Source organism: Stenotrophomonas sp. T8 (genome assembly GCF_051853085.1).
Lineage (GTDB): Bacteria > Pseudomonadota > Gammaproteobacteria > Xanthomonadales > Xanthomonadaceae > Stenotrophomonas > Stenotrophomonas sepilia.
The window spans coordinates 254,928-276,425 of the sequence record NZ_CP195329.1 but is presented as its reverse complement, the minus strand read 5'-3'; the positions used below and the strand labels follow the sequence as shown (position 1 = coordinate 276,425).

The window sequence follows — 21,498 nt, the reverse complement described above, 5'->3', positions numbered from 1 at the left end:
GGGATTGCCGTGACCTCCCCCCAGGCCCTCGTTGCAGGTGATGCGCCGGCGTGGGTGGCCGCCGGCGCAGTGGTTTGGCTTACCAGCCGAAACCAGCACCGACGCCAACCGAGCTGTCGTCGCTGCTGAAGGCACCGCCGAAGGTGACCGTGGCGCGATCGCTGATCGCACGCTGGTAGCCCAGCGACAACGCCGACTCGCCGCCCTGGAAACCGATGCCGACGCCGACCCGGTTCTGGGTGCGGATACCGGCGGCACTGGTGGCCATGTTGAGCATCGCCGCGCTCATGGCGCCCTGGCGGTCGATGCGGCGATCCATGTGGCGCAGGCGCCCGTCGATCTCGCCCTTGAACACATCGAAGCTGTCGGCGACGGCCTGCACGCGGCTGTCGGTGTAGCTGTTGGCAGTGGCCATGCCACGGTCCAGCTGGCCCTTGTTGACGGCGTCGGTGGCGGTGGTGCCGGCGGCGACGTTGGTGACCTGGCGTTCGTTGCCTTCGCTACCGACCGACACGGTGTTGGCACGATCGGCAACCGAGCCCTGGCCCAAAGCCACCGCGTTGGCAGCCGTGGCACTGGCACCCTGGCCGATGGCGGTGGACGAGGCGCCACTGGCCACTGCGCCCTCACCCATGGCGACGGCATTGAAGCCCGTGGCCGGGGTGCCAACCGGAATCCCGGCACCGGCGGCGGCGGCCGTCGGCGTGCCCTGCACGCGTGCGGTGCTGGCCGGTGCCGCGTCGGCGGTGGCCGGTGCGTCGGCGACGCTGGCCAGTGCGCTTTCATCCAGCGAGGCACTCATCGAACGCAGGCTTGCCGTTCCCGAACGCGTGCCTCCGGCGGTGCGGCGATCGATCTCGCTGACCTTGCGGTCCAGCGCACCGAGCGCATCGCCGACGTTGCTGTACGTCGCGCCCTGGATCACGTAGTTCGGCGCCACGAACACACCCTGCATGCCGACGCTGGCGCCACCGCCGAGGAAGCTGGCGGCATCACTGAGCGACTGGAACAACTGCCCGCCATTGATCGCCTGGCGGCTGCCGGCGGCGATGCTGCCGGCACCGACGTTGTCGATGGTGGTGCCCTGGAAGCCGGACAGGGTCAGGCGGTCACGGCTGGCGTCGTCATAGCCGACTGCACTGGCCGCCGTGGTCTCGACCGTCGCGATGCGCGAATCGAAATCGCCCACGCGGGTTTCCACTGCGCCCACGCGCTGGTTGGTGACGTTGAGCTGCGAACCGGTGACCGCATCGCTGCTGCCGGCAGCGATGCGGCCGTCGGCCACATTGACGATCCGCCGCGTGGCCGGGCCATCGGTGCCATTGCCACCGCCGACCGACACCACGTTGGCATCGAGCGCACGCGAGCCCGCCCCCAGCGCCACCGAGTTCGCACCGGACGCGCCGGCGCTGTTGCCCAGTGCAAGCGCACCATTGCCAATGGCCATCGCGTTGGCACCCAGCGCATTGCTGCGTGCACCACTGGCACTGGCGGCCGAACCGACCGCAGCGGCATCGCTGCCGCTGGCACTGGCGGTACCCGCACCAGTGGCCTTGACGTAGCGTGCGGTGCCATCGGCGGTCGCCGCGACCGCATCGAGCTGGCCACGATTGACTGCATCGGTGCGCTCGGTACCGGCGGCGACACGGGTGATCTGACGATCACTGGTGCTGCTGCCCACTGACACGGTATTGGCACGATCAGCCACCGAGCCGGCACCCAGTGCGATGCTGCCGGCTGCCGACGCATTGGCGCTGACACCCACTGCGGTGGCATTCGCGCCGGTGGCCTTGCTGCCGTAGCCGACCGCCGTACCAAGCCGGCCACTGGCTTCGGCATAGCTGCCCAGCGCGGAGGCACCGTCAGCCGAGGCGTTGGCGCGGAAGCCGCTGGCCTGCGACTGCGTGCCGCTGGCCGTGGCCTGCGCACCACTGGCGGTGCTGTAGGCACCCTTGGCCTGGGCACCGGTGCCGCTGGCGCTGGCACCGAGTTCGCTGGCGCTGGCGCCGCTGCCCACCGCCACGCTGTCGACACCACTGGCCTGTGCGTTGTTGCCCAGAGCCGCGGCGTTGTTGCCGGTGGCCAGGGCATCGACGCCGATGGCGGTGGCGTTGACGGCCATGGCGTTGGCTCCGCTGCCCAGCGCGGTGGCGCCGTTGCCGACGGCGTTGGCCGCGTTGCCGGCGGCCAGTGCGTTGTCGCCGTCGACCAGGGCACCGGCTTCGCCATCGGCGTTGCCGCTGGCCTGGAACTGCCGGGCAGTCCTGTCGGCAACGCTGGCAACCGCGTCCAGCTGGCCCTTGTTCACCGCGTCGGTGGCCTCGGTGCCGGCTGCGACATGGGTCACCTGGCGTTCGCCGCCCGCGGTGCCCACGGCCACGGTATTGTCGCGCTCGGCCTTGGAGCCGGCGCCCAGCGCCACGCTGTTCAACCCACTGGCGGTGGCACTGGCGCCCAGTGCCGTGGCATCTGCCGCATCCGCCCACGAATTCCAGCCGATCGCGGTGGCGTAATCTTCGGTCGCCCACGCACCCGCACCGAATGCCGCTGCACCGGTGCCGCTGGCACGCGACGGGATCAGGCCGAAGAAGGTGCTGCCACCGATGGCCACGCTCTCAGCGCCACTGGCTTCGCTGGACTGGCCGACCGCAACGGCACCGCTACCGGCCGCGGCGGCGCCGAAGCCCACTGCCGTGGTGTTGGCACCGCTGGCCGCCGAGCCATAGCCCAACGCGGTCCCGAGGCGACCGCTGGCTTCAGCATAGCCACCGACCGCGGTGGTGCCATCGGCGGAGGCGGCACTGCGGAAGCCACTGGCCAGTGCCTGCGTGCCGCTGGCGTTGGATTCGGTGCCGGTCGCGGTGCTGTACGCACCACTGGCCTGTGCACGCGCACCCGCGGCGCTGGCACCCAGCTCGCTGGCGCTGGCGCCGGTACCGAGCGCAAGGCTGTCTTCGCCGGTGGCCTGTGCGGTACTGCCGAGTGCTGCGGCGTTGTTGCCGGTGGCCAGCGCATCGATGCCGACCGCCGTGGCGTTGGCCGCCAGTGCATTGGCGCCGCTGCCGAGTGCGGTGGCACCGTTGCCGATGGCGTTGGCCGCATCACCGGCCGCCAGCGCGTTATCGCCCTCGACCAGGGCGCCGGTTTCACCATCGGCGTTGCCACTGGCCTGGAACTGCCTGCTGGTCTTTTCCGCTGCAGCCGCTACGGCGTCGAGCTGGTTCTTGTTGACCGCATCAGTGCCCTGCGTGCCAGCGGCCACATTGGTGATCTGGCGGGTATTGCCACCACCGCCCACCGACACGGTGTTGTCGCGGTCCGCGATCGAATCGGCGCCCAGCGCCACGCTGTTGGCCGCGCGCGATTCGGCGGCGTTGCCCAGTGCGGTGCTGTTGATGCCACCGGACCAGGCGCCACCACCGACGGCGGTGGAGTAATTGCCCGATGCTTCGGTGGCCAGCACGCCGAACAGCGAACCGCCGACGGCGACGCTGTTGGTGCCGGTGGCCAGGCTGCCCTGGCCGGTGGCGGTGCTGTAGGCACCCGACGCCTCGGAGTCGCCGCCCAGCGCCACGCTGTTGGAACCGGAGGCATTGGCGAAGTTGCCGAAGGCGGTGGCATTGAACGCCGAGGCCTGCGCATAGCCACCGATGGCGGTGCTGTAGCCACCGGTCGCTTCTGCGCCGATGCCGAACGCTGCCGACGCGGTGCCGCTGGCGACGCTCTCGCTGCCGACCGCGGTGGCGCCGCTGCCGCTGGCGTTGCTGAAGTAGCCCACCGCCACGGCTTCCTCGCCGGAGGCTTCGGACAACACACCGTTGGCGGTACTACCGGCACCACTGGCGATGCTGGCGGCACCGAACGCTGCGCTCTGCTCGCCGCTGGCTTCGCTTTCCGCACCCTGCGCGGTGGCGTACTCACCGGTCGCCTGGGCGTTGGCACCGACGGCGCTGGCGTTGGCGGCGCTGGCCAGCGCGTTGAAACCGATCGCCTGCGCGTTGTTGGCCAGCGCGTTGGCACCACTGCCGAGCGCGGTGGCGCCGTTGCCGATGGCGTTGGCCGCATCACCGGCAGCCAGCGCGTTGTCACCCTCCACCAGCGCACCGGCTACGTCGTCGCCGCTGCCACTGGCCTGGAAGAAGCGGCTGGTGGTGGTGGCGGTACTCGCGACCGCATCCAGCTGTGCCTTGTTCACCGCGTCCGTGGCTTGGGTACCGGCAGCGACGTTGGTGATCTGCCGCTCGTTGCCACTGCTGCCCACCGACACCGTGCGTGCACGGCTGGCAACCGAACCGGCACCGAGCGCGACAGCATTGCTGGCGCTGGCGTTGCTGCCGGCGCCCAACGCAATCGCACTTTCACCGCCGGCCACCGTATTGGTGCCGATGGCAATGCTGTTGATGCTGTTGCCCAACGCCTGGAAGCCCAGTGCCACGCTGTTGTCGCCATAACCGAATGCGCCGCGACCGACGGCGGTGGAGCTGGTGCCGTTGGCCCAGCTGTTGTAACCGATGGAGGTCGCACCACTGCCACTGGCCCAGGCCGCGTTGCCGAATGCCGAGGCATTGGTGGCGGTGGCCCACGCACCCGAACCGAACGCTGCTGCGCCACTGGCCGTCGCCCAGCTGTAACCACCGACAGCGGTGCTGTCATCGCTGCTGGCGAAGGCGCTGTCACCGACCGCAACGGCATAGCTGCCGGTGGCGCGCGACTTGCCGCCGGCCGCGAAGCTGTTGTCGCCACTGGCCTTGGCGGCATTGCCGAACGCGCCGCTGGCAGCCCCGGTGGCCTGTGCACCGCTGCCGACCGCCGTGGCATCGGCGGCCGCCGTGGTGCCCACCTGCTGCGCCTTGCCGTCGGCGCCGATGATCGGCTGGTTGTACTCATCGTAGGCCTGCCCGAGGCCACCGATGGCAACACCGCCGTTACCGGTGGCGCTGCTGTTGCGACCCACCGCCACGCTGTCATCACCGATCGCCGACGCGGCAGCGCCATGTGCAACCGCGCCGGCGCCAATCGCATTGCTCGACGAACCGGCCGCGACCGCGCCTTCGCCCTCGGCGAACGCACCGGCATCACTGCCCGCTTCGGGCTGTGCCTGGAAGAAGCGCGCGGTGCCGTCGGCGGTGCTTGCCACAGCGTCCAGCTGCGCCTTGTTCACCGCATCCGTCGCCTGCGTACCCGCGGCCACGCTGACGATCTGGCGTTCATTGCCATTGGTGCCCACGGCCACCGTATTGGCCCGATTGGAGCCCGAATAGGCGCCCAGCGCGACACTGTTTTCGGCGCCAGCGGTGGCGTAGTAACCGATGGCCGTGCTGTCCTTGCCGATGGCCCAGGTCTGCGCGCCCAGTGCACTGGCGTTGTCGCCTGCGGCATAAGCGAAGTAACCCAGCGCGGTGGATTCCGCGCCCACTGCTTCCGTGAAGCTGCCGTTGGCCAACGAGCGGTCACCACTGGCGACCGCACCGCCGCCTACCGCGGTGGAGGACACACCGCTGGCCCGCGTCTGCACATACAGGCCCATGCCCGGCACGATGTCGGCCGGGCCACCGATGGCGACGCTGCCGGCGCCGGTGGCGCTGCTCTGCGTTCCCAGGGCGGTAGCGTTGCTGCCACTGGCGGTGGCCGCCGCGCCGAACGCCGCGCTGCCCTGCCCCGAAGCCAGCGCACTGCTGCCGACGGCGGTGGCGCTCTGCGCGATGGCAACGGCGCCCGCTCCCAGTGCACTGCTGCCATTGCCGATCGCGTTGGCCGCCTCGCCGGCGGCCAGCGCATCTTCGCCTTCGGCCAGCGCACCGGCCTCACTGTTGCTGCTGCCGGTGGCCTGGAAGTGCTTGGCGGTGGCATCGGCCACGGCAGAGACGCCCTTCAACTGGGCCAGATTGACCGCATCGGTGGCTTCACTGCCCGCGGCAACGCTGGTGATCTGCCGCTCGTTGCCTGCGCTGCCGACCGCCACACTGTTGGCGCGGACCGCTTCGGAGTTCGCGCCCAGTGCAACGCTGTTGGCACCGCGTGCGGTAGCGTAATACCCGACAGAGGTACTCTGCGCGCCGCTGGCCCAGGTCTGCGCACCGAGCGCGCTGGCATTCTCACCCGGGGCGTAAGCGAAGTAGCCGACGGCGGTGGATTCCGCACCGGACGCTTCGGTCAGGCTGCCGTTGGCCACCGCACGATCACCGCTGGCGATGGCACCGGCGCCGACGGCCGTCGCCGCTTCGCCGCTGGCCTGGGTCTGCACGAAGAAGCCCAGGCCCGGAATCAGGTCGGCCGGGCCACCGATGGCGACGCTGCTGGTACCGGTGGCGGTGCTCTGCGTACCCAGTGCGGTGGAGTAGTCACCGATGGCATTGGCGACCGCACCGAATGCGGACGACTGCGCACCGGCGGCATACGCGCCAACGCCGTAGGACGACGCCGCAAATCCACTGGCTTCGGCACTGGCACCGACTGCAGTGCCACCGACGCCTGCGCTGGTGGCGCCGGTTTCGACCGGCACGCCACCACTGGTGATCAGCGGATTGCCATCGGCGTCCACTGCAGCACCACCGACGGCGACGCTGCCCGGGCCGTTCGCCTGTGCGTTGTTGCCGAACGCGGCGCTGTTCTGACCTGACGCCAGTGCGTTGTTGCCGACGGCGGTGGCGTTCTGCGCAACGGCCGTGGCACCGGCACCCACGGCGGTGGTGCCATTGCCGATGGCGTTGGCCGCCTCGCCGGCCGCCAGTGCCTCGTCACCTTCGGCCAGCGCGCCCGCATCGCTGTTGCGGCTGCCGGTGGCCTGGAAGTGCTTGGCGGTGGCATCGGCCACGGCGGCCACGTCCTTCAACTGGCCGACATTGACCGCGTCGGTATCTTCAGTGCCCGCAGCGACGCTGGTGATCTGCCGGGTCAGGCCATATTCGGCGGCGCCGACAGAGACAGTATCGACGCGGTCGGCCAGCGAGCCGGCGCCGAGCGCCACGCTGCCCGTGGCAACCGCCGCCGAGTTTGACCCCAGCGCGGCGCTGTACTCACCCACGGCGGTGCTGAACGCACCCACCGCGATCGATGCTTCATTGGCGGCGGTGGCGCCGCGGCCCAGTGCGGTACTGCCCGGGCCCATCGCCACGGCACCGCCACCCACGGCAGTGGCGCCATCGGCAGTGGCTTCGGACAACGCGCCCAAGGCGGTGGCCGCGCCATTCTCGCTTGCGGCATAGGCACTGGCGCCGACGGCGGTGTCACCAAGACCGAACGCGGCAGCACTCTGCCCGACCACCACGCTGGCGTCACCGATTGCCAATGCGCCCTGGCCGAACGCGCTGGCGCCCAGGCCGGCAGCAATCGCCTGGGTACCGATGGCGGTGGTGGCATTGGCCAACGACTGCGCACCGGCGCCCGCTGCAACCGCGCCCTGCCCGTCGATCTTCGCCGCGTCGCTGTCATCACCTGCGCCATCGGCCTTGAAATAGCGGTTTCCATCTGCGGCGACGTCCGCCAGCGCGGCCTGCGTGGCGCGTGCCTGCGCATCCAGCTGTGACTTGTTCACCGCATCGGTGGCCTGGGTGCCTGCAGCCACGTTGGTGATCTGCCGTTCCTTGCCGGCATCGCCAACGGACACCGTGTTGGCGCGGTTGGCCCTGGAGCCTGCGCCCAGCGCCACGCTGTTGGCGGCAGTGGCGCTGCTGTTGCTGCCGATCGCCACCGCGTTGCTGCCCTTGGCACTGGCGGAGCCTTCCACCAGGCATTTTTCCAGCAGCTTGCCGCTGAATGCCACGCAGGTGGCGCTGCCGCCGATCTGCACCGACTGCGCAGCGGCGTAACCGCTCATGCCCAATCCCAATACTAGGCCCAGTGCCACCGCCAACAGCGCGGGCGTGGCTGGTGTCGTATCGCGGCGCTGGTCGACAACACCACCGCTGCTGTCGGAGGAGGCCAGTTCCGAGGCCACCACCAACTGACCCAATGCTTTGTTCCAGACCTTGCGATAAATCCGATTCATCGGTACGGCTCCTGATTGGACTGGTTTTGGGCAAAGCAACGCCACCGCCGGGCCTTGTGGCCCAACGTCCCCTGGGGGCGTTTATTCGCGTGATTTACTGCGGGGTATTGCCGAACGGCGCGCAGCGACAGAAAACCGAGCGCGTGCGCCGAGCGGTTACTGCGGAATGAATGGTTCTGAAACGGGGTTCAAGTGTTAACGGCAACTTTGCAGATCGTCAAGACTTTGACACGACAAATGCTATTGCCGTGAAGCAGTTCACCATTTCACGTGTTTATAAAAGTATTTTGTTAGGTACACGTGACGGACCGCTGGCGCATGAAAACCGATGTAACTAGCGGGCGCGACAAGGGTTTCACGCGTGCAAAGAAAAACCCGCCGACGAAGCGGCGGGTTTTTCCATACGCGGTGGCATTGCGGCCTGCGCGGAATGATGCGATCAGCCGCACCATACCCGCGCGTTGCGGAACATGCGCATCCACGGCGAATCACCCTGCCATTCCGCCGGTGCCCAGCTCAGGTTGAGCGCGCGCGGGGTACGTTCCGGGTGCGGCATCATGATGGTGACGCGGCCGTCGCTGCTGGTCAGGCCGGTGATGCCGTCCGGCGAACCGTTCGGGTTCAGCGGGTACTGGCTGGCCACCTTGCCATTGCCATCGATGTAGCGCAGCGAGACACGTGCAGCAGCCTGGTCGACGGCATTGTCGAACACGGCCTGGCCCTCACCATGCGCCACCGCCACCGGCAGGCGCGAGCCGGCCATGCCACGCAGCAGGATCGACGGCGATTCCACCACTTCCAGCAGCGCGGTACGGGCTTCGAACTGCTCGCTGGCATTGCGGCGGAACTGCGGCCAGTGCTCGGCACCCGGAATGATGTTCTTAAGCTGGCTCATCATCTGGCAGCCGTTGCATACGCCCAGCGCGAAGCTGTCTTCGCGCGCGAAGAACGCGGCGAAGGCATCACGCAGTGCGCTGCGCTCCAGGATCGAGGTGGCCCAGCCACGGCCGGCACCGAGCACGTCGCCATAGCTGAAGCCACCACAGGCCACCAGGCCGGTGAAATCCTGCAGGGCCACGCGGCCTTCAATCAGGTCGCTCATGTGCACGTCGAAGGCGCGGAAGCCGGCGCGTTCGAAGGCGTTGGCCATTTCGATCTGGCCGTTGACGCCCTGCTCGCGCAGCACCGCCACGCGCGGACGCGCTCCGGTGCTGATGAACGGTGCGGCCACGTCTTCGTTGAGGTCGAAGCTGAGCTTCGGCTTCAGGCCCGGTGCGTTGAAGGCACGCGCGACCTCGCGCTCGGCATCGGCGTTGGCCGGGTTGTCGCGGCGCTTCTGCATCGCGTGGGTGACCGACCACCAGGCGTCGAACAAGGCCTCCCAGCGCCACTCGGCCAGGTTCTCGCCGCCCAGCGACACGCGCACCACCGGTGCGGTGGTTGGCTTGGCGATGCGCTGCGCGCATTCGGTCAATGCATGGCGTTCAACCAGGTCGGCAAACGCGGCACGGTCTTCGCGCGCGATCTGCACCACCGCGCCCAGTTCTTCATTGAACAGGCTGCGGAACGGATCATCACCCCAGGCATCGAGGGCGATATCCAGGCCCAGGCGCGAGGTGAAGGCCATTTCGCACAGGGCGGCGAAAGCACCGCCGTCGCTGCGGTCGTGATAGGCCAGCAGCAGGCCGGACTGGCGTGCATCGCGGATCAGTTCGAAGAAACCCCGCAGGCGCTGCGGATCGTCCAGGTCCGGGGCGGCACCGGCGAAGGCCGGCAGGTCGCCGTGGTCGGCATGCACCTGGGCCAGGATCGAACCCCCCAGGCGCTGCTTGCCGGCACCGAGGCCGATCAGCCACAGCTCGCTGTCCACCTCCCGGTCGAGCAGCGGGGTCAACTGCTGGCGCACGTCGGCGACCGGCGCGAACGCCGAGATCACCAGCGACACCGGCGACACGCTCTTGTGCGCTTCGCCCTGGTCGTGCCACTGCGCCTGCATCGACAGCGAGTCCTTGCCCACCGGGATGCTGATGTCCAGCTGCGGGCAGAGTTCCATGCCCACCGCCTTCACCGCGTCGTACAGCAGCGCGTCTTCGCCGGGGTGACCGGCCGCAGCCATCCAGTTCGCCGACAGTTTGATCTCATCCAGCGCATCGACCGGGGCCGCGCACAGGTTGGTCAGCGCTTCGCCCACCGCCATGCGTGCCGAAGCAGCGGCATCGAGCAGGGCCAGCGGGGTGCGCTCGCCGATCGACATCGCTTCGCCAGCCACGCCATCGAAGTCGGCCAGGGTGATCGCCACGTCGGCCACCGGCAGCTGCCACGGGCCGACCATCTGTTCGCGCGCGGTCAGGCCGCCGACGCTGCGGTCACCAATGGTGACCAGGAAGTTCTTCGAAGCGACCGTCGGGTGCGCGAGCACGCGCAGGCCGGCTTCCTGCAGGTCCAGGCCACCGGTCTTCAGCGCCAGCCAGCGCGGTGCCGGCGGATGCGCGGTGTCGCGATGCATCTTCGGCGGCTTGCCGAACAGCACGTCCATCGGCAGGTCGATCGGTGCATCGGCCGGGGTGTGGCCCGGCACGGCGCCGTAAGCCACCACCAGGTGTTCCTCGGCGGTGGCCACGCCGACGGCCGCGAAGGGGCAGCGTTCGCGGGCGCACAGCGCGGCGAACTCGGCCAGGCGCTCCTGGGCCACGCCCAGCACGTAGCGTTCCTGCGACTCGTTGCACCACAGCTGCATCGGTGACAGCGACGGATCATCGGTGGGCACCTTGCCCAGGTCGATGACACCACCGACGTTCGAGTCGTGCAGCAGTTCGGGGATGGCGTTGGACAGGCCACCGGCGCCGACGTCGTGGAAGAACTTGATCGGGTTGTTGGCGCCCATCGCCACGCAGCGGTCGATGACCTCCTGGCAGCGGCGCTCCATCTCCGGGTTGTCGCGCTGCACGCTGGCGAAGTCCAGGTCCTCGGCGCTTTCACCGGAGGCCACCGAACTGGCCGCACCGCCGCCCAGGCCGATCAGCATCGCCGGGCCACCCAGCACGATCACCGCATCACCGGCCTGCAGCGGGATCTTGTCGACCTGCACGCGATCGATCGCACCGAGGCCACCGGCCAGCATGATCGGCTTGTCGTAGGCGCGCACCAGGTCGGCGCCTTCCGGCAGCTCGAAGCTGCGGAAGTAGCCGAGCAGGTTCGGGCGGCCGAACTCGTTGTTGAACGCGGCGCCGCCGAGCGGGCCGTCGGTCATGATTTCCAGCGCCGGTGCCATGCGCGGGTTCAGCGCGCGCGGCGCCTCCCACGGCTGCGGCAATTCCGGAATGCGCAGGTGCGAGACCGAGAAGCCGGTCAGGCCTGCCTTGGGCTTGCCGCCACGGCCGGTCGCGCCTTCGTCGCGGATCTCGCCACCCGCGCCGGTCGAAGCGCCCGGGAACGGTGCGATCGCGGTCGGGTGGTTGTGGGTTTCCACCTTGATCTGGAAGGCACTGGGCACCTGCGCTTCGCGGCGGTATTCGCCACTGGCCGGATCGGGACGGTAGCGCGACGCCGGATGGCCTTCGATCACTGCAGCGTTGTCGCTGTACGCGCTGAGCGTGTGCTGCGGGGTCTGCTGGTGGGTGTTCTTGATCATCCGGAACAGCGAGCGGTCCTGTTCCTGGCCATCGATGGTCCAGCTGGCGTTGAAGATCTTGTGGCGGCAGTGCTCGGAATTGGCCTGCGCGAACATCATCAGTTCCACGTCCGACGGCGAGCGGCCCAGCGCGGTGAAGCGTTCACGCAGGTAGTCGATCTCGTCCTGGGCCATGGCCAGGCCGAGGCGCTGGTTGGCGGCCTCCAGCTGGTCCACCGGCACGCGTTCCAGCTCGCCACGGGCCGGCGCCGAGAACAGCGCCTGGCCCTGCTCCACGGTCTCCAGCACCGACTGTGTCATCGGGTCGTGCAGCGCCTTGACCAGCGCCTGCTGGGCGTCAGCATCTGCCGGCCAGCCCTGCACGTCGATACGCAGGCCACGCTCGACCCGGCTGACCGGCTGGCCGGCACCGCGGACCAGTTCGGTGGCCTTGCTCGACCAGGGCGACAGCGTGCCCAGGCGCGGCACCACGATGCGGCTGACCGCGCCGTCGGCCACGGCCTCGGCCTGCGGCGCCGCTTCGAGGATGCGGCACAGCGTGGTCAGGTCGGGAGCGGCGCTGCCTTCGGGCTGCACGAAGTAGACGTGCCAGGCACCGCTGATGCGCAGGGAGGGAGCGATGGACTGCAGGCGGGATTCAAGACGTTCGCGGCGGAACGGCGACAGGGCGGGCGCGCCCTCGAGGACCATCATGTCCGGGGAACCGTAGTTGGGAAACGGGCCCGACATTGTACCGGAAGCAGGGGGATGGCTTTGGCCGGGCGGCGCCCGGCACCTGCCGAGGCCACGGCAACGACAACGGCAACGGCAACGGCCCAAGCAAAAGCTGGGTTCCCGTGGGATGGCGGGGTGGTGGGGGCCAGCAGGACACGCCGTAAACCCGTCCATGGGGGCTCGATGGCGCCATCCATGGCGCCAACGGTCCTGCTGGCCCCCACCACCCCGCCTTCGACAGATTTCCGCGATCTGCGGTAAATCCACGCCATGGGTGGATGCTCTGCGGTAGTGCCGGCCGCTGGCCGGCATCCAGGGAACATCAGAAGTCAGGCATTGAAGAGCGCAGCGACCGGCTTTTGCCTTTGTTTTTTTCTTCCGTCTTTCGTGGCTGGCCGCGCAGGAACCTGTCCGTGGCCGGGCGGGTGGGCTCAGGCGGGGTGTCCGCGGCATGGATGCCGCGGCCAAGCCCCCATGGTGAAGTGACCCCCGGGAGTTGGACATCAGATCCAACCCCGAGGGATACATGAACAGATACGACGCGCGTTTCAAACTGCAGGTCGCCAAAGAGGCCTGCAAGACCTCCACATCGGTCAAAGCCGTTGCTCGTCGCTACGGCCTGGAGTTCTCCACGGTCAGGCGCTGGGTGGCGACCTATCGGCTGCATGGTTGGCGCGGGTTTCGCCGCCAGGCCCAGTCCTATGACCTCGCATTCAAGCTGGCTGTCCTGAAGAAGATGGGCCAGGACGGCATGTCCGGGCGGGAGGCCACCACTTACTTTCAAATTGGCGATGCCGGCGCGGTGGGTCGGTGGCGTCGCCTGTATGCTCAAGGCGGTGCCCAAGCGCTGGCACCACCTCCGCCGCCGCCCCGAAAGCCGATGAAAAAGACCCGCTCGTCCAAGCCACCTGAGGAAATGAGCCGCGATGAGCTGCTCAAGGAAGTCGCCTATCTGCGTGCGGAGACCGACTACCTAAAAAAACTCGATGCCTTGATCCGGGAAGAGCAGGCGGCGCAGGACGCAAAGCGCAAGCCATCCAAGGATTGAGGCAGGTTCATACGCTGTCGCTTCTGCTCGAAGCGGCAGAGCTGTCACGCAGTACGTTCTATTACCAGAACCATGTCCTGGCCCATCCGGATCAGGATGAGGCAGCCCTGTGCGAGCGCATCCGGGCAATCTACGATCAAAGCCAAGGGCGCTATGGGTATCGCACGGTGACGCTGGAACTGGCCAATCAGGGCCATCGGACCAATCACAAGCGGGTACAGCGCCTGATGGGGGAGATGGGCCTGAAATCACGGGTACGCGTGAAGCGCTACCGGTCCTTCAAAGGGGCCGCCAATGTTGTGGTTGGCAATGACCTCAATCGCCAGTTCCATGCCGAGCGGCCCAACCAGAAGTGGGTGACCGACGTCACCGAGTTCAAGGTGCAAGGCATGAAGCTGTACCTGTCGCCGATCATGGACCTCTACAACGGTGAAATCGTGGCTTATCAGATCAAGCGCCAGCCTGTGTTCGATCTGGTAGGTCAGATGCTGGAGGAGGCCATCAAGAAGCTTTCGCCGGATGAGCGGCCAATGATCCACTCCGACCAGGGCTGGCAGTACCAGCATGAGAACTACCGGCACATGCTGGAAAAGCACTCGTTGAAGCAAAGCATGTCCCGACGTGGCAACTGCTTGGACAATGCGGCAATGGAAAGCTTCTTCGGGACGCTGAAGTCGGAGTTCTTCTACCTGAACAGCTTTGACAGCATCGAAAGCCTGGAGGCCGGGCTGGTGGAGTACATCAAGTACTACAACCAAGAGCGAATCAGATTGAAATTGAAGGGGCTAAGCCCGGTAAAGTACCGGGAACAGGCCCAAGCAGCCGCCTGACCCCACCGTCCAAGTCTCGGGGGTCACTTCATGGACGGGTTCACGGCGTCCCCGCCTGAGCCCACCCGCCCGGCCAACCCCCAGAAATCCGCTATTAGCAGCAAGCCCCAGCCACGAGGGGGCTCCGCCGATGGCCGCCGACCGCGCGCAGCGCCGTTTCCCGCCCAAATCCTCGAACCATGCGCTTGCTCACGGATTGACCACGCAATTGATGACAACGTTGTCCCCACCTGGTGCCGGACTCTCTCCCCGGCCTCCCAGGTGCCTCCGTCCGGCCCCTCCGTCGCCTTCCCCGGCGATGCCCGGACCTGCGTCACGCGCGGCGCCATCGGGGCCCGCGCGCCCTTTGATCGGAGACTCACCCATGTACGACCCGATTGTGCGCCGTGCTGAACGTTCGACCCGAAGCTGTCGTCCCCGCCACCTGGCCTGGCTGCTTGCCCTGGCCGCCGGCAGCGCCGCCCTGCCCGGCCTGGCGCAGGCTGCCAGCTGTGCCGGCGTGGCCCAGTGGGACCAGGCCAAGATCTACCGGGCCGGCGATACCCTGCAGAAAGGAGGCGTCCTCTATCGGGCGAACCAGGACATCTGGAACGCGCCGCCGGACCATCCGGCCGGTGCGCCCTACTACACCAACCTCGGTGCCTGCGATGGCACCGGCACCAACCAGCCGCCGGTGGTCAGCCTGACCTCGCCGGCCAACGGCGCCACCTTCAGCGCCGGCAGCACGGTCAACGTGACCGCCACCGCCAGCGATCCGGACGGCAGCGTCGCCAAGGTCGAATTCTTCCGCGACGGCAGCACGCTCGGCGTGGCCACCAGTGCGCCGTATGCAGCCAGCTGGACCAATGCCAGCGCCGGCAGCCACACCCTGCGCGCGGTCGCCACCGACAACAACAACGCCACCGCCAGCACGGCGACGATCACCATCACCGTCAACGCCGCCAGCGGCGACACCACCGCACCGAGCGTGCCGGGCGGGCTGGCGGTCGGTGCCCGTACCGCCAACAGCATCGCGCTCAGCTGGAGTCCTTCCACCGACAACACCGGTGGCAGTGGCCTGGCCGGCTATGACGTGTACCGCAACGGCAGCCTGGTCGGTTCGCCGTCCAGTGCCAGCTATGTCGACGGCGGGCTGACCGCGTCGACCACCTACCGTTACCGCGTGCGGGCGCGCGACAACGCCGGCAACGCATCGGCGCAGGGCACCGAGATCAGCGCCACCACGCTGGCCGGCGACGGCGGCACCACCGGCAAGCGGGTCATCGGTTACTTCACCCAGTGGGGCATCTACGGCCGCAACTACCGGGTCAAGAACATCGACAGCAGCGGTTCGGCGGCGCGCCTGACCCACATCAACTACGCGTTCGGCAACGTGCGCAACAACCGCTGCGAAGTCGGCATCACCCAGCCGTCGGATCCGAACAGCGGTGCCGGTGGCGATGCCTTCGCCGACTACACCAAGGCCTTCAGTGCCGCCGAGAGTGTCAGCGGCAGCGCCGATACCTGGGACCAGCCGCTGCGCGGCAACTGGAACCAGCTCAAGCAGCTCAAGGCCAAGTACCCGAACCTGAAGGTACTGATCTCGCTGGGTGGCTGGACCTGGTCGCGCGGCTTCTCCAGCGCGGCGCGCCCGGAAAACCGGCAGGCCTTCGTTGCCTCGTGCATCGACGCGTACATCAAGGGCAACCTGCCGGTGACCGACGGTGCCGGCGGCGCCGGTGCGGCGCTGGGCGTGTTCGACGGCATCGACATCGACTGGGAATACCCGGTGGCCTGCGGCATCGAATGCGGCAAGCCGGAAGACAACGCCAACTTCACCGCGCTGATGGCCGAGTTCCGCCGCCAGCTCGATGCGGTGCGTCCGGGCCTGTTGCTGACGGTGGCGGTGGGTGCCGGCATCGACAAGATCCGCGTCACAGATCCGGCGGCGTACCACCCGTACCTGGACTACATCAACGTGATGACCTACGACTTCCACGGCGCGTGGGATGCGAGGACCAATCACCAGTCGGCGCTGTTCGATTCGCCGAATGATCCGTCCACCGGCGACCAGAAGCTGTACAACAGCAACGACGCCATCGAGGCCTTCATCAGCCGTGGCGTGCCCGCCGCCAAGCTCAACCTGGGCATCGGCTACTACGGGCGTGGCTGGACCGGCGTGGCCAATGCCAACAACGGCCTGTACCAGACCGCCAGCGGTGCTGCCCCGGGCACGTATGAAGCCGGCATCGAGGACTGGAAGGTGCTGAAGAACCTGGCGTGGCCGGGCTACACCGACAACACCGCCGGTGCCACCTGGATCTACAACGGCAGCACGCTGTGGAGCTTCGACACCCCGGCCAACATCACCCGCAAGATGGGTTACGTGAAGACCCAGGGCCTGGGCGGCGCGTTCGTCTGGGAGTTCAGCGGTGACGATGCGCAGGGCACGCTGACCAAGGCAGTCAGTGATGGCCTGAAATAAGGCAAAAGCCGGGGGCGCATTTTGCGCCCCCGGCCTCTGATCTGTGGCGCCGAGCCCATGCTCGGCTGATGGTTGCGCAGCCGAGCATGGGCTCGGCGCTACAGGAAAAGGTCGACGGCGATCAGCGCTTGGCCGACAGCTTTTCCAACGCCGCACGCAGCTGTGCCGGCGGCAGGTACCCCCCCAGCTGGGTGCCGTCCGGCGCGAAGATCGCCGGCGTACCATTCACGCCCAGCTGCTGGCCCAGCGCGTACTGCATCGCCACCGGATTGGTGCAGTTCTTGGCGGGAACGTTGCCGCCGCGCTTGGCGTTGGTCAGCGCCTGGCGACGATCCGCTGCACACCAGACCGAAATCATGTCGGTGTAGTCCTTGCTGCCCAGGCCCATGCGCGGGAACGCCAGGTACTCGACGGTGATGCCGTTGCGGTTGAGCTCGGCGATGTCCTGGTGCAGCTTGCGGCAGTAACCGCACTCGATGTCGGTGAACACGCTGATGGTGTACTTGGCGTTCGGCGCGGCGAACACGATGCGATCGCCGTGGTTGGCCTTGGCCAGCAGGCCGCGGCGATAGCCGAGCAGGCCTTCGCTGTTGGCCGGGCCCTTGGCGCGGGTGTCGTAGGGCTGAGACTGGAACAGATAGCGGCCGTCATCGGACACATACAGAAGCTGGCCTGAAACGACGACCTCGCGGAAGCCGGGGAAAGGCGCGGCGCCAATGTAGTCCACCTGGAAACCGGGGTTCAACGCGGTCAGTGCGGCGCGTACCGCCTGGTCGGCGGGCGCATTCGCGGCCGGACTGGCCTTGGCCGCAGCGGCGGCGGGTGCCTTGGCGGCCGGTGGAGCCGGCTGGGCGCAGGCGGTCAGGCTGAGCGCACCGAACACGGCGGCGATGGCAAATCGGAGCATGGAGCGGTCCGCGACAGAAGAAGACCCCGGATTCTGACACAGCCACCGCGACCGGGCGGCGACGGCCGGCAGCGCCCCGGGCAGCGATTCAGCCCGGCACTCAGCCACGCGGATGGTGGCGGGCGTGCAGCTTCTGCAGGTGCTCGCGCGCGACCAGGGTATAGATCTGGGTGGTCGACAAGGAACTGTGGCCAAGCAGCATCTGCAGCGCGCGCAGGTCGGCACCGCGGTTGAGCAGATGGGTGGCGAAGCTGTGCCGCAGGCCATGCGGGCTGATCCGCGCCGGGTCGATGCCGGCCACCTGTGCGTGGCGCTTGACCAGATGCCAGAACGCCTGCCGGGTCAGCGCATGCAGCGTCGGTTCGACGAACAACGGGGTCTGCCCATCCGCCAGGGCATGCACCTTGCCCTTGCCGACCAGCTGCGGGCGCGACTGCTGCAGGTAACGCTCCAGCCAGTGCTGGGATTCCTCGCCCAGCGGCACCAGCCGTTCCTTGCTGCCCTTGCCGGTGACCCGCAGCACGCCCTGGCGAAGGTTGACCGCCGTGGCCGGCAGCAACACCAGCTCGCTCACGCGCAGGCCGGCGGCATACATCAGTTCCAGCATGGCGCGATCGCGCAGGCCCAGTGGGCTGTCGACATCCGGTGCTGCCAACAGCGCGTCGATCTGGCTCTCGGCCAGCGCCTTGGGCAGCAACCGTGGCAGCTTCGGCGGATCCGGCAGCGCACTCGGGTCCTCGCTGCGTTCGCCGCGCCGCACGCCATCGGCGAAGAACGCCCGCAACGCCGACAGCAGGCGCGCATTGCTGCGCGGCGACCAGCCATGCCGGGTGCGCCAGGCCAGATACTCGAACAATCCGGGACGCTCGATGCCGGCCAGGCCACCGTCGCGTCCATCCATCCAGCGCGCCAACCCTTCGAGGTCACGCCGGTAGCTGTCGAGGGTGGCACGGGCCAGGCCGTTCTCGGCCCAGATCGCATCAAGGAAGCGCTGGATGCGCACGCTGTCGTCGGCGCGAAGCTCGGGTAGTTGCTGGACCAGCTGGCGGCGTTCGGCGGGGGTGGAGACAAGGGCCATGCGTGCAGGATACGAGGGCCACTGCGGGCACGGCCAGCTTTGCGTATGCTCGGCGCATGTCCCGCCCTGCTACCGACACGGCCCCTGCGGCCGCTACCGAAATGCTCCATCCGCGCGCATTGCTGCTGTGGCGCGCGCTGGCGATGGTCTACGACGCACTGCCGGTGCTGGCGCTCTGGATGCTGGCCGGCACGCTGTTCACCCTCGCCTACACCTTCAGCGGCCACGCGCAGCGCGAGAACATCGCGCCATTCAGTGCCTGGCAATGGCTGCTGTGGGCGGTGTGCTGGGCGATCACGGGCTGGTACGCCACGGCCAGCTGGCGCCGCGGCGGACAGACCCTGGGGATGCGCCCGTGGCGGCTGAAAGTGCAATCAATCGATGGCACGCCGTTGCGGCGCGGGCAGTTGTGGCTGCGCTTTGCGGTAGGCACGCTTTCCCTGCTGCTGGGCGGTCTGGGATTCTGGTGGGCGTGGGTCGACCGCCAACGCCTGACCTGGCACGACCGCGCCAGCGGTACCCGCCTGGTGCGGATGCCGAAACGGTAAGGCGCTGTCTGTAGCGCCGAGCCCGTGCTCGGCTGCTTTCCGCACTGTACGTGACAGCCGAGCACAGGCTCGGCTCTACAACAATCAGAATCAGCCCGACTTGCGCCGGAACAGCAGTCCGGATACCGCCAGCATCACGATCGGCGGCAACGCGTAGGCAATGCGGTAATCGAACTTCAGCGCGCCGGCCATGCGGCCGAAGAACAGCTGCAGCAGCCAGAAGCCCAATGCGAACAGGATGCCCAGGAACAAGCGCTTGCCCATGCCGCCGCTGCGCAGCGATCCGAACGCGAACGGCACCGCCGCCAGGCACAGGGCCAGCACGTTCACCGGATAGAACCAGCGGCTCCAGTACACATCCTCGAAATCGCGCGCGTCCAGCCCGTTGCGTTCGCGGTAGGCAATGCTGGTGCTCAGCTCGGACACGCTGAGGTTGCGCGGCTTGGCGATACCGGTCGCCAGCGCGGCCGGGTCCAACTTCGAGTTCCAGGGCTCACGTGCCACTTCCTGACGGGTTGCCGAGCGCTCGCCAAAGGTGTCGCGGCGCACGCCGGTCAACACCCAGCCGTCCTTGTCGTGCTCGGCGGTGGCGGCATGGGTCAACGAGGCGATCTTGCCGTCTTCGGCGACCCGGTACAGGCGCACATCACGCAGGATCAGCCGCGTGCCCTTGTCGCCCACCAGCTGCTCCTCGCCGCTCTGCGCATTGAGGAAGGTGTCGCCTTCGCGTGCCCACAGCCCCGAGTAACGGGTAGTGGCAATATCCCGCCCCCATTTGGCGCTGGATTTCAGCGCATCGGCACGGTCCTGGCCCCACGGGCCCAGCGTCTCGGCGCTGAGCACCATCACCGCGGTCAGCAGCGACAGCGCAATCGCCACCGACACGCTCAGGCGCTTGCGCGACAGGCCCAGTGCACGCAGTGCGGTCAGCTCCGAGGTCGCGGCCAGCTGGCCCAGGCCCATCAGTGCGCCGATCACCGCGGCCGTCGGGAACATCGTGTAGGCGCGGCGCGGCACGGTGTACAGCACCCACGCGGCGGCATGGCCCAGGGTGTAGCCGTTCTTGCCGATGTCCTTGAACTCGCCGGAGAAGGCCATCACCACGTCCAGGCCCACCAGCACCGCCCAGGTCAGCAGCACGGTGGTGAACACCGACCGGCCCAGGTACAGGTCGAAACGCATCGGGCGCAGCCTCATGCGCGGGCTCCCTTCGGACGGCCCAGGCGGCCATCACGTACATACATCCAGATCGCCAGCGCCAGCAGCGGCAGGGTCAACCACCACAGGCCGAGCGCGGGCGGAATCTTGCCGTTGGCAATCCAGCCGCTGCCGATGAACATCAGGTTGGTGCCCACCATGTAGGCCAGCAGGGCCAGCATCATGCGGCCGTAGCGCTGCTGGCGCGGCGAGCTGCGGCCCAACGGCACGGTCAGCAGGGCGAATGCCAGCGCGATCAGCGGCGGTGCCAGCCGGCGATGCAACTGCGCCTGCGCCTGCGGCCGTGCATCACCGATCAGCTGCAGGGTTGGCATCAGTTCCGGGTCATCCTCGGTGCGGGTCTGTGCGCCATCGGGCAGGGCCACGTCGTTGCGGGCGAAGGTCGCCAGCCGGTAATCCAGCCCAGCGGCCACCGGGCCTTCCACCTGGTGGCCATCATCCAGCTCCAGGAAACGCTGGCGGCTGCCCTCGAAGTACATGCGGCCACTGTTGGCCGACACCACCTCCAGGCGATCGTCCTTCTGCCGCTGCAGGAACACCTTGCCCAGCTCGGTGCCATCAGGCGAGATCGAGGACAGGTAGACCACGCCGCCATTGGGCAGCGGCGTGAACCGGCCCGGCTCCAGGCCGGCCATCAGCACGCTGCGGTTGGCCTCGATGATCATCTGCTCGGCCACCCGGCCTGCCCACGGGCCCAGCCACAGCGAGCAGGCGCCGACCAGCAGCACCACCGGCACCACCAGCATCAGCAGCGGTCGCAGCAGTCGCTTGGGGCCAACACCAATGGCGGTGATGACCGCCATTTCCGAGTCTCGGTACAGCCGCGCCACGGCCAGCAGCAGGCCCAGCATCAGTGCCAGCGGCAGGATCAGCGGCAGGTAGGCGATGAACTGCAGGCCCAGCTGGGAGAACAGCAGCTTGGCCGGCAGGCGTCCGTCGGCGATGTTGCCGAGGATGTCCACCAGCACGCCGCCCACGCTGACCACCAGCAGGACGATCAGGGTAGCCAGGAAACTCTGGACGAAATCGCCCAGCAGGTATCGGTCGAGCTTCAGCATGGGGCGGTGGTTTAA

At 68.1% G+C, this 21,498-nt stretch carries 9 protein-coding genes; 3 read left to right on the top strand and 6 right to left on the bottom strand.

What is annotated here, in order from left to right:
- Positions 1 to 79 precede the first annotated feature (79 nt).
- Both ACSDHM_RS01225 and purL read right to left on the bottom strand, forming a co-directional pair.
- Positions 80 to 7,987, bottom strand: coding sequence for an ESPR-type extended signal peptide-containing protein (locus ACSDHM_RS01225; protein ID WP_439426585.1), 7,908 nt, complete (start codon positions 7,985 to 7,987; stop codon positions 80 to 82).
- A 439-nt stretch (positions 7,988 to 8,426) separates the two neighbouring features.
- A complete protein-coding gene (gene purL, locus ACSDHM_RS01220) occupies positions 8,427 to 12,311 on the bottom strand; it encodes a phosphoribosylformylglycinamidine synthase (protein ID WP_439426584.1) in 3,885 nt (1,294 codons plus the stop codon).
- Positions 12,312 to 12,858: 547 nt separating this feature from the next.
- On the opposite strand from purL, the gene ACSDHM_RS01215 reads away from it, so the two are divergent.
- Positions 12,859 to 14,210, top strand: a protein-coding gene (locus tag ACSDHM_RS01215; RefSeq protein ID WP_439426583.1) for an IS3 family transposase whose coding sequence is annotated in 2 segments (ribosomal slippage) — positions 12,859 to 13,306 and positions 13,306 to 14,210 — 1,353 coding nt in all. Because the reading frame shifts where the segments join, the coding sequence is not laid out codon by codon here.
- A gap of 364 nt (positions 14,211 to 14,574) precedes the next feature.
- Positions 14,575 to 16,674, top strand: a complete 2,100-nt coding sequence (locus ACSDHM_RS01210) for a glycosyl hydrolase family 18 protein (RefSeq protein ID WP_439426582.1) — start codon at positions 14,575 to 14,577, stop codon at positions 16,672 to 16,674.
- A 121-nt stretch (positions 16,675 to 16,795) separates the two neighbouring features.
- On the opposite strand, the gene ACSDHM_RS01205 is transcribed toward ACSDHM_RS01210, so the two are convergent.
- Both ACSDHM_RS01205 and xerD read right to left on the bottom strand, forming a co-directional pair.
- Positions 16,796 to 17,581, bottom strand: coding sequence for a thioredoxin fold domain-containing protein (locus ACSDHM_RS01205; RefSeq protein WP_088496901.1), 786 nt, complete (start codon positions 17,579 to 17,581; stop codon positions 16,796 to 16,798).
- Positions 17,582 to 17,681: 100 nt separating this feature from the next.
- Positions 17,682 to 18,659 (bottom strand): site-specific tyrosine recombinase XerD, encoded by a 978-nt coding sequence (xerD, locus tag ACSDHM_RS01200; protein ID WP_439426581.1) that lies wholly within the window; start codon positions 18,657 to 18,659, stop codon positions 17,682 to 17,684.
- A 56-nt stretch (positions 18,660 to 18,715) separates the two neighbouring features.
- On the opposite strand from xerD, the gene ACSDHM_RS01195 reads away from it, so the two are divergent.
- The gene (locus ACSDHM_RS01195; protein WP_088496900.1) at positions 18,716 to 19,207 is read left to right on the top strand and encodes an RDD family protein; all 492 of its coding nucleotides are present in this window, start codon (positions 18,716 to 18,718) and stop codon (positions 19,205 to 19,207) included.
- A gap of 90 nt (positions 19,208 to 19,297) precedes the next feature.
- Here the strand turns inward: ACSDHM_RS01195 and lptG are convergent, their stop codons facing one another.
- Together lptG and lptF are read right to left on the bottom strand one after the other, a co-directional pair.
- Positions 19,298 to 20,404, bottom strand: a complete 1,107-nt coding sequence (gene lptG / locus ACSDHM_RS01190) for an LPS export ABC transporter permease LptG (protein WP_049414332.1) — start codon at positions 20,402 to 20,404, stop codon at positions 19,298 to 19,300.
- Positions 20,401 to 21,483: an LPS export ABC transporter permease LptF gene (lptF, locus tag ACSDHM_RS01185; RefSeq protein WP_072168875.1), complete on the bottom strand. Its 1,083-nt coding sequence runs from the start codon at positions 21,481 to 21,483 to the stop codon at positions 20,401 to 20,403. The genes lptG and lptF overlap by 4 nt, the downstream gene beginning before the upstream one ends.
- Between the last annotated feature and the right edge of the window lie 15 nt (positions 21,484 to 21,498).

Coding starts and splice junctions, on each gene's coding strand:
- ACSDHM_RS01225 (WP_439426585.1), bottom strand. CDS start 7,987: ATGAATCGGATTTATCGCAAGGTCTGGAACAAAGCATTGGGTCAGTTG.
- purL (WP_439426584.1), bottom strand. CDS start 12,311: ATGATGGTCCTCGAGGGCGCGCCCGCCCTGTCGCCGTTCCGCCGCGAA.
- ACSDHM_RS01210 (WP_439426582.1), top strand. CDS start 14,575: ATGTACGACCCGATTGTGCGCCGTGCTGAACGTTCGACCCGAAGCTGT.
- ACSDHM_RS01205 (WP_088496901.1), bottom strand. CDS start 17,581: ATGCTCCGATTTGCCATCGCCGCCGTGTTCGGTGCGCTCAGCCTGACC.
- xerD (WP_439426581.1), bottom strand. CDS start 18,659: ATGGCCCTTGTCTCCACCCCCGCCGAACGCCGCCAGCTGGTCCAGCAA.
- ACSDHM_RS01195 (WP_088496900.1), top strand. CDS start 18,716: ATGTCCCGCCCTGCTACCGACACGGCCCCTGCGGCCGCTACCGAAATG.
- lptG (WP_049414332.1), bottom strand. CDS start 20,404: ATGAGGCTGCGCCCGATGCGTTTCGACCTGTACCTGGGCCGGTCGGTG.
- lptF (WP_072168875.1), bottom strand. CDS start 21,483: ATGCTGAAGCTCGACCGATACCTGCTGGGCGATTTCGTCCAGAGTTTC.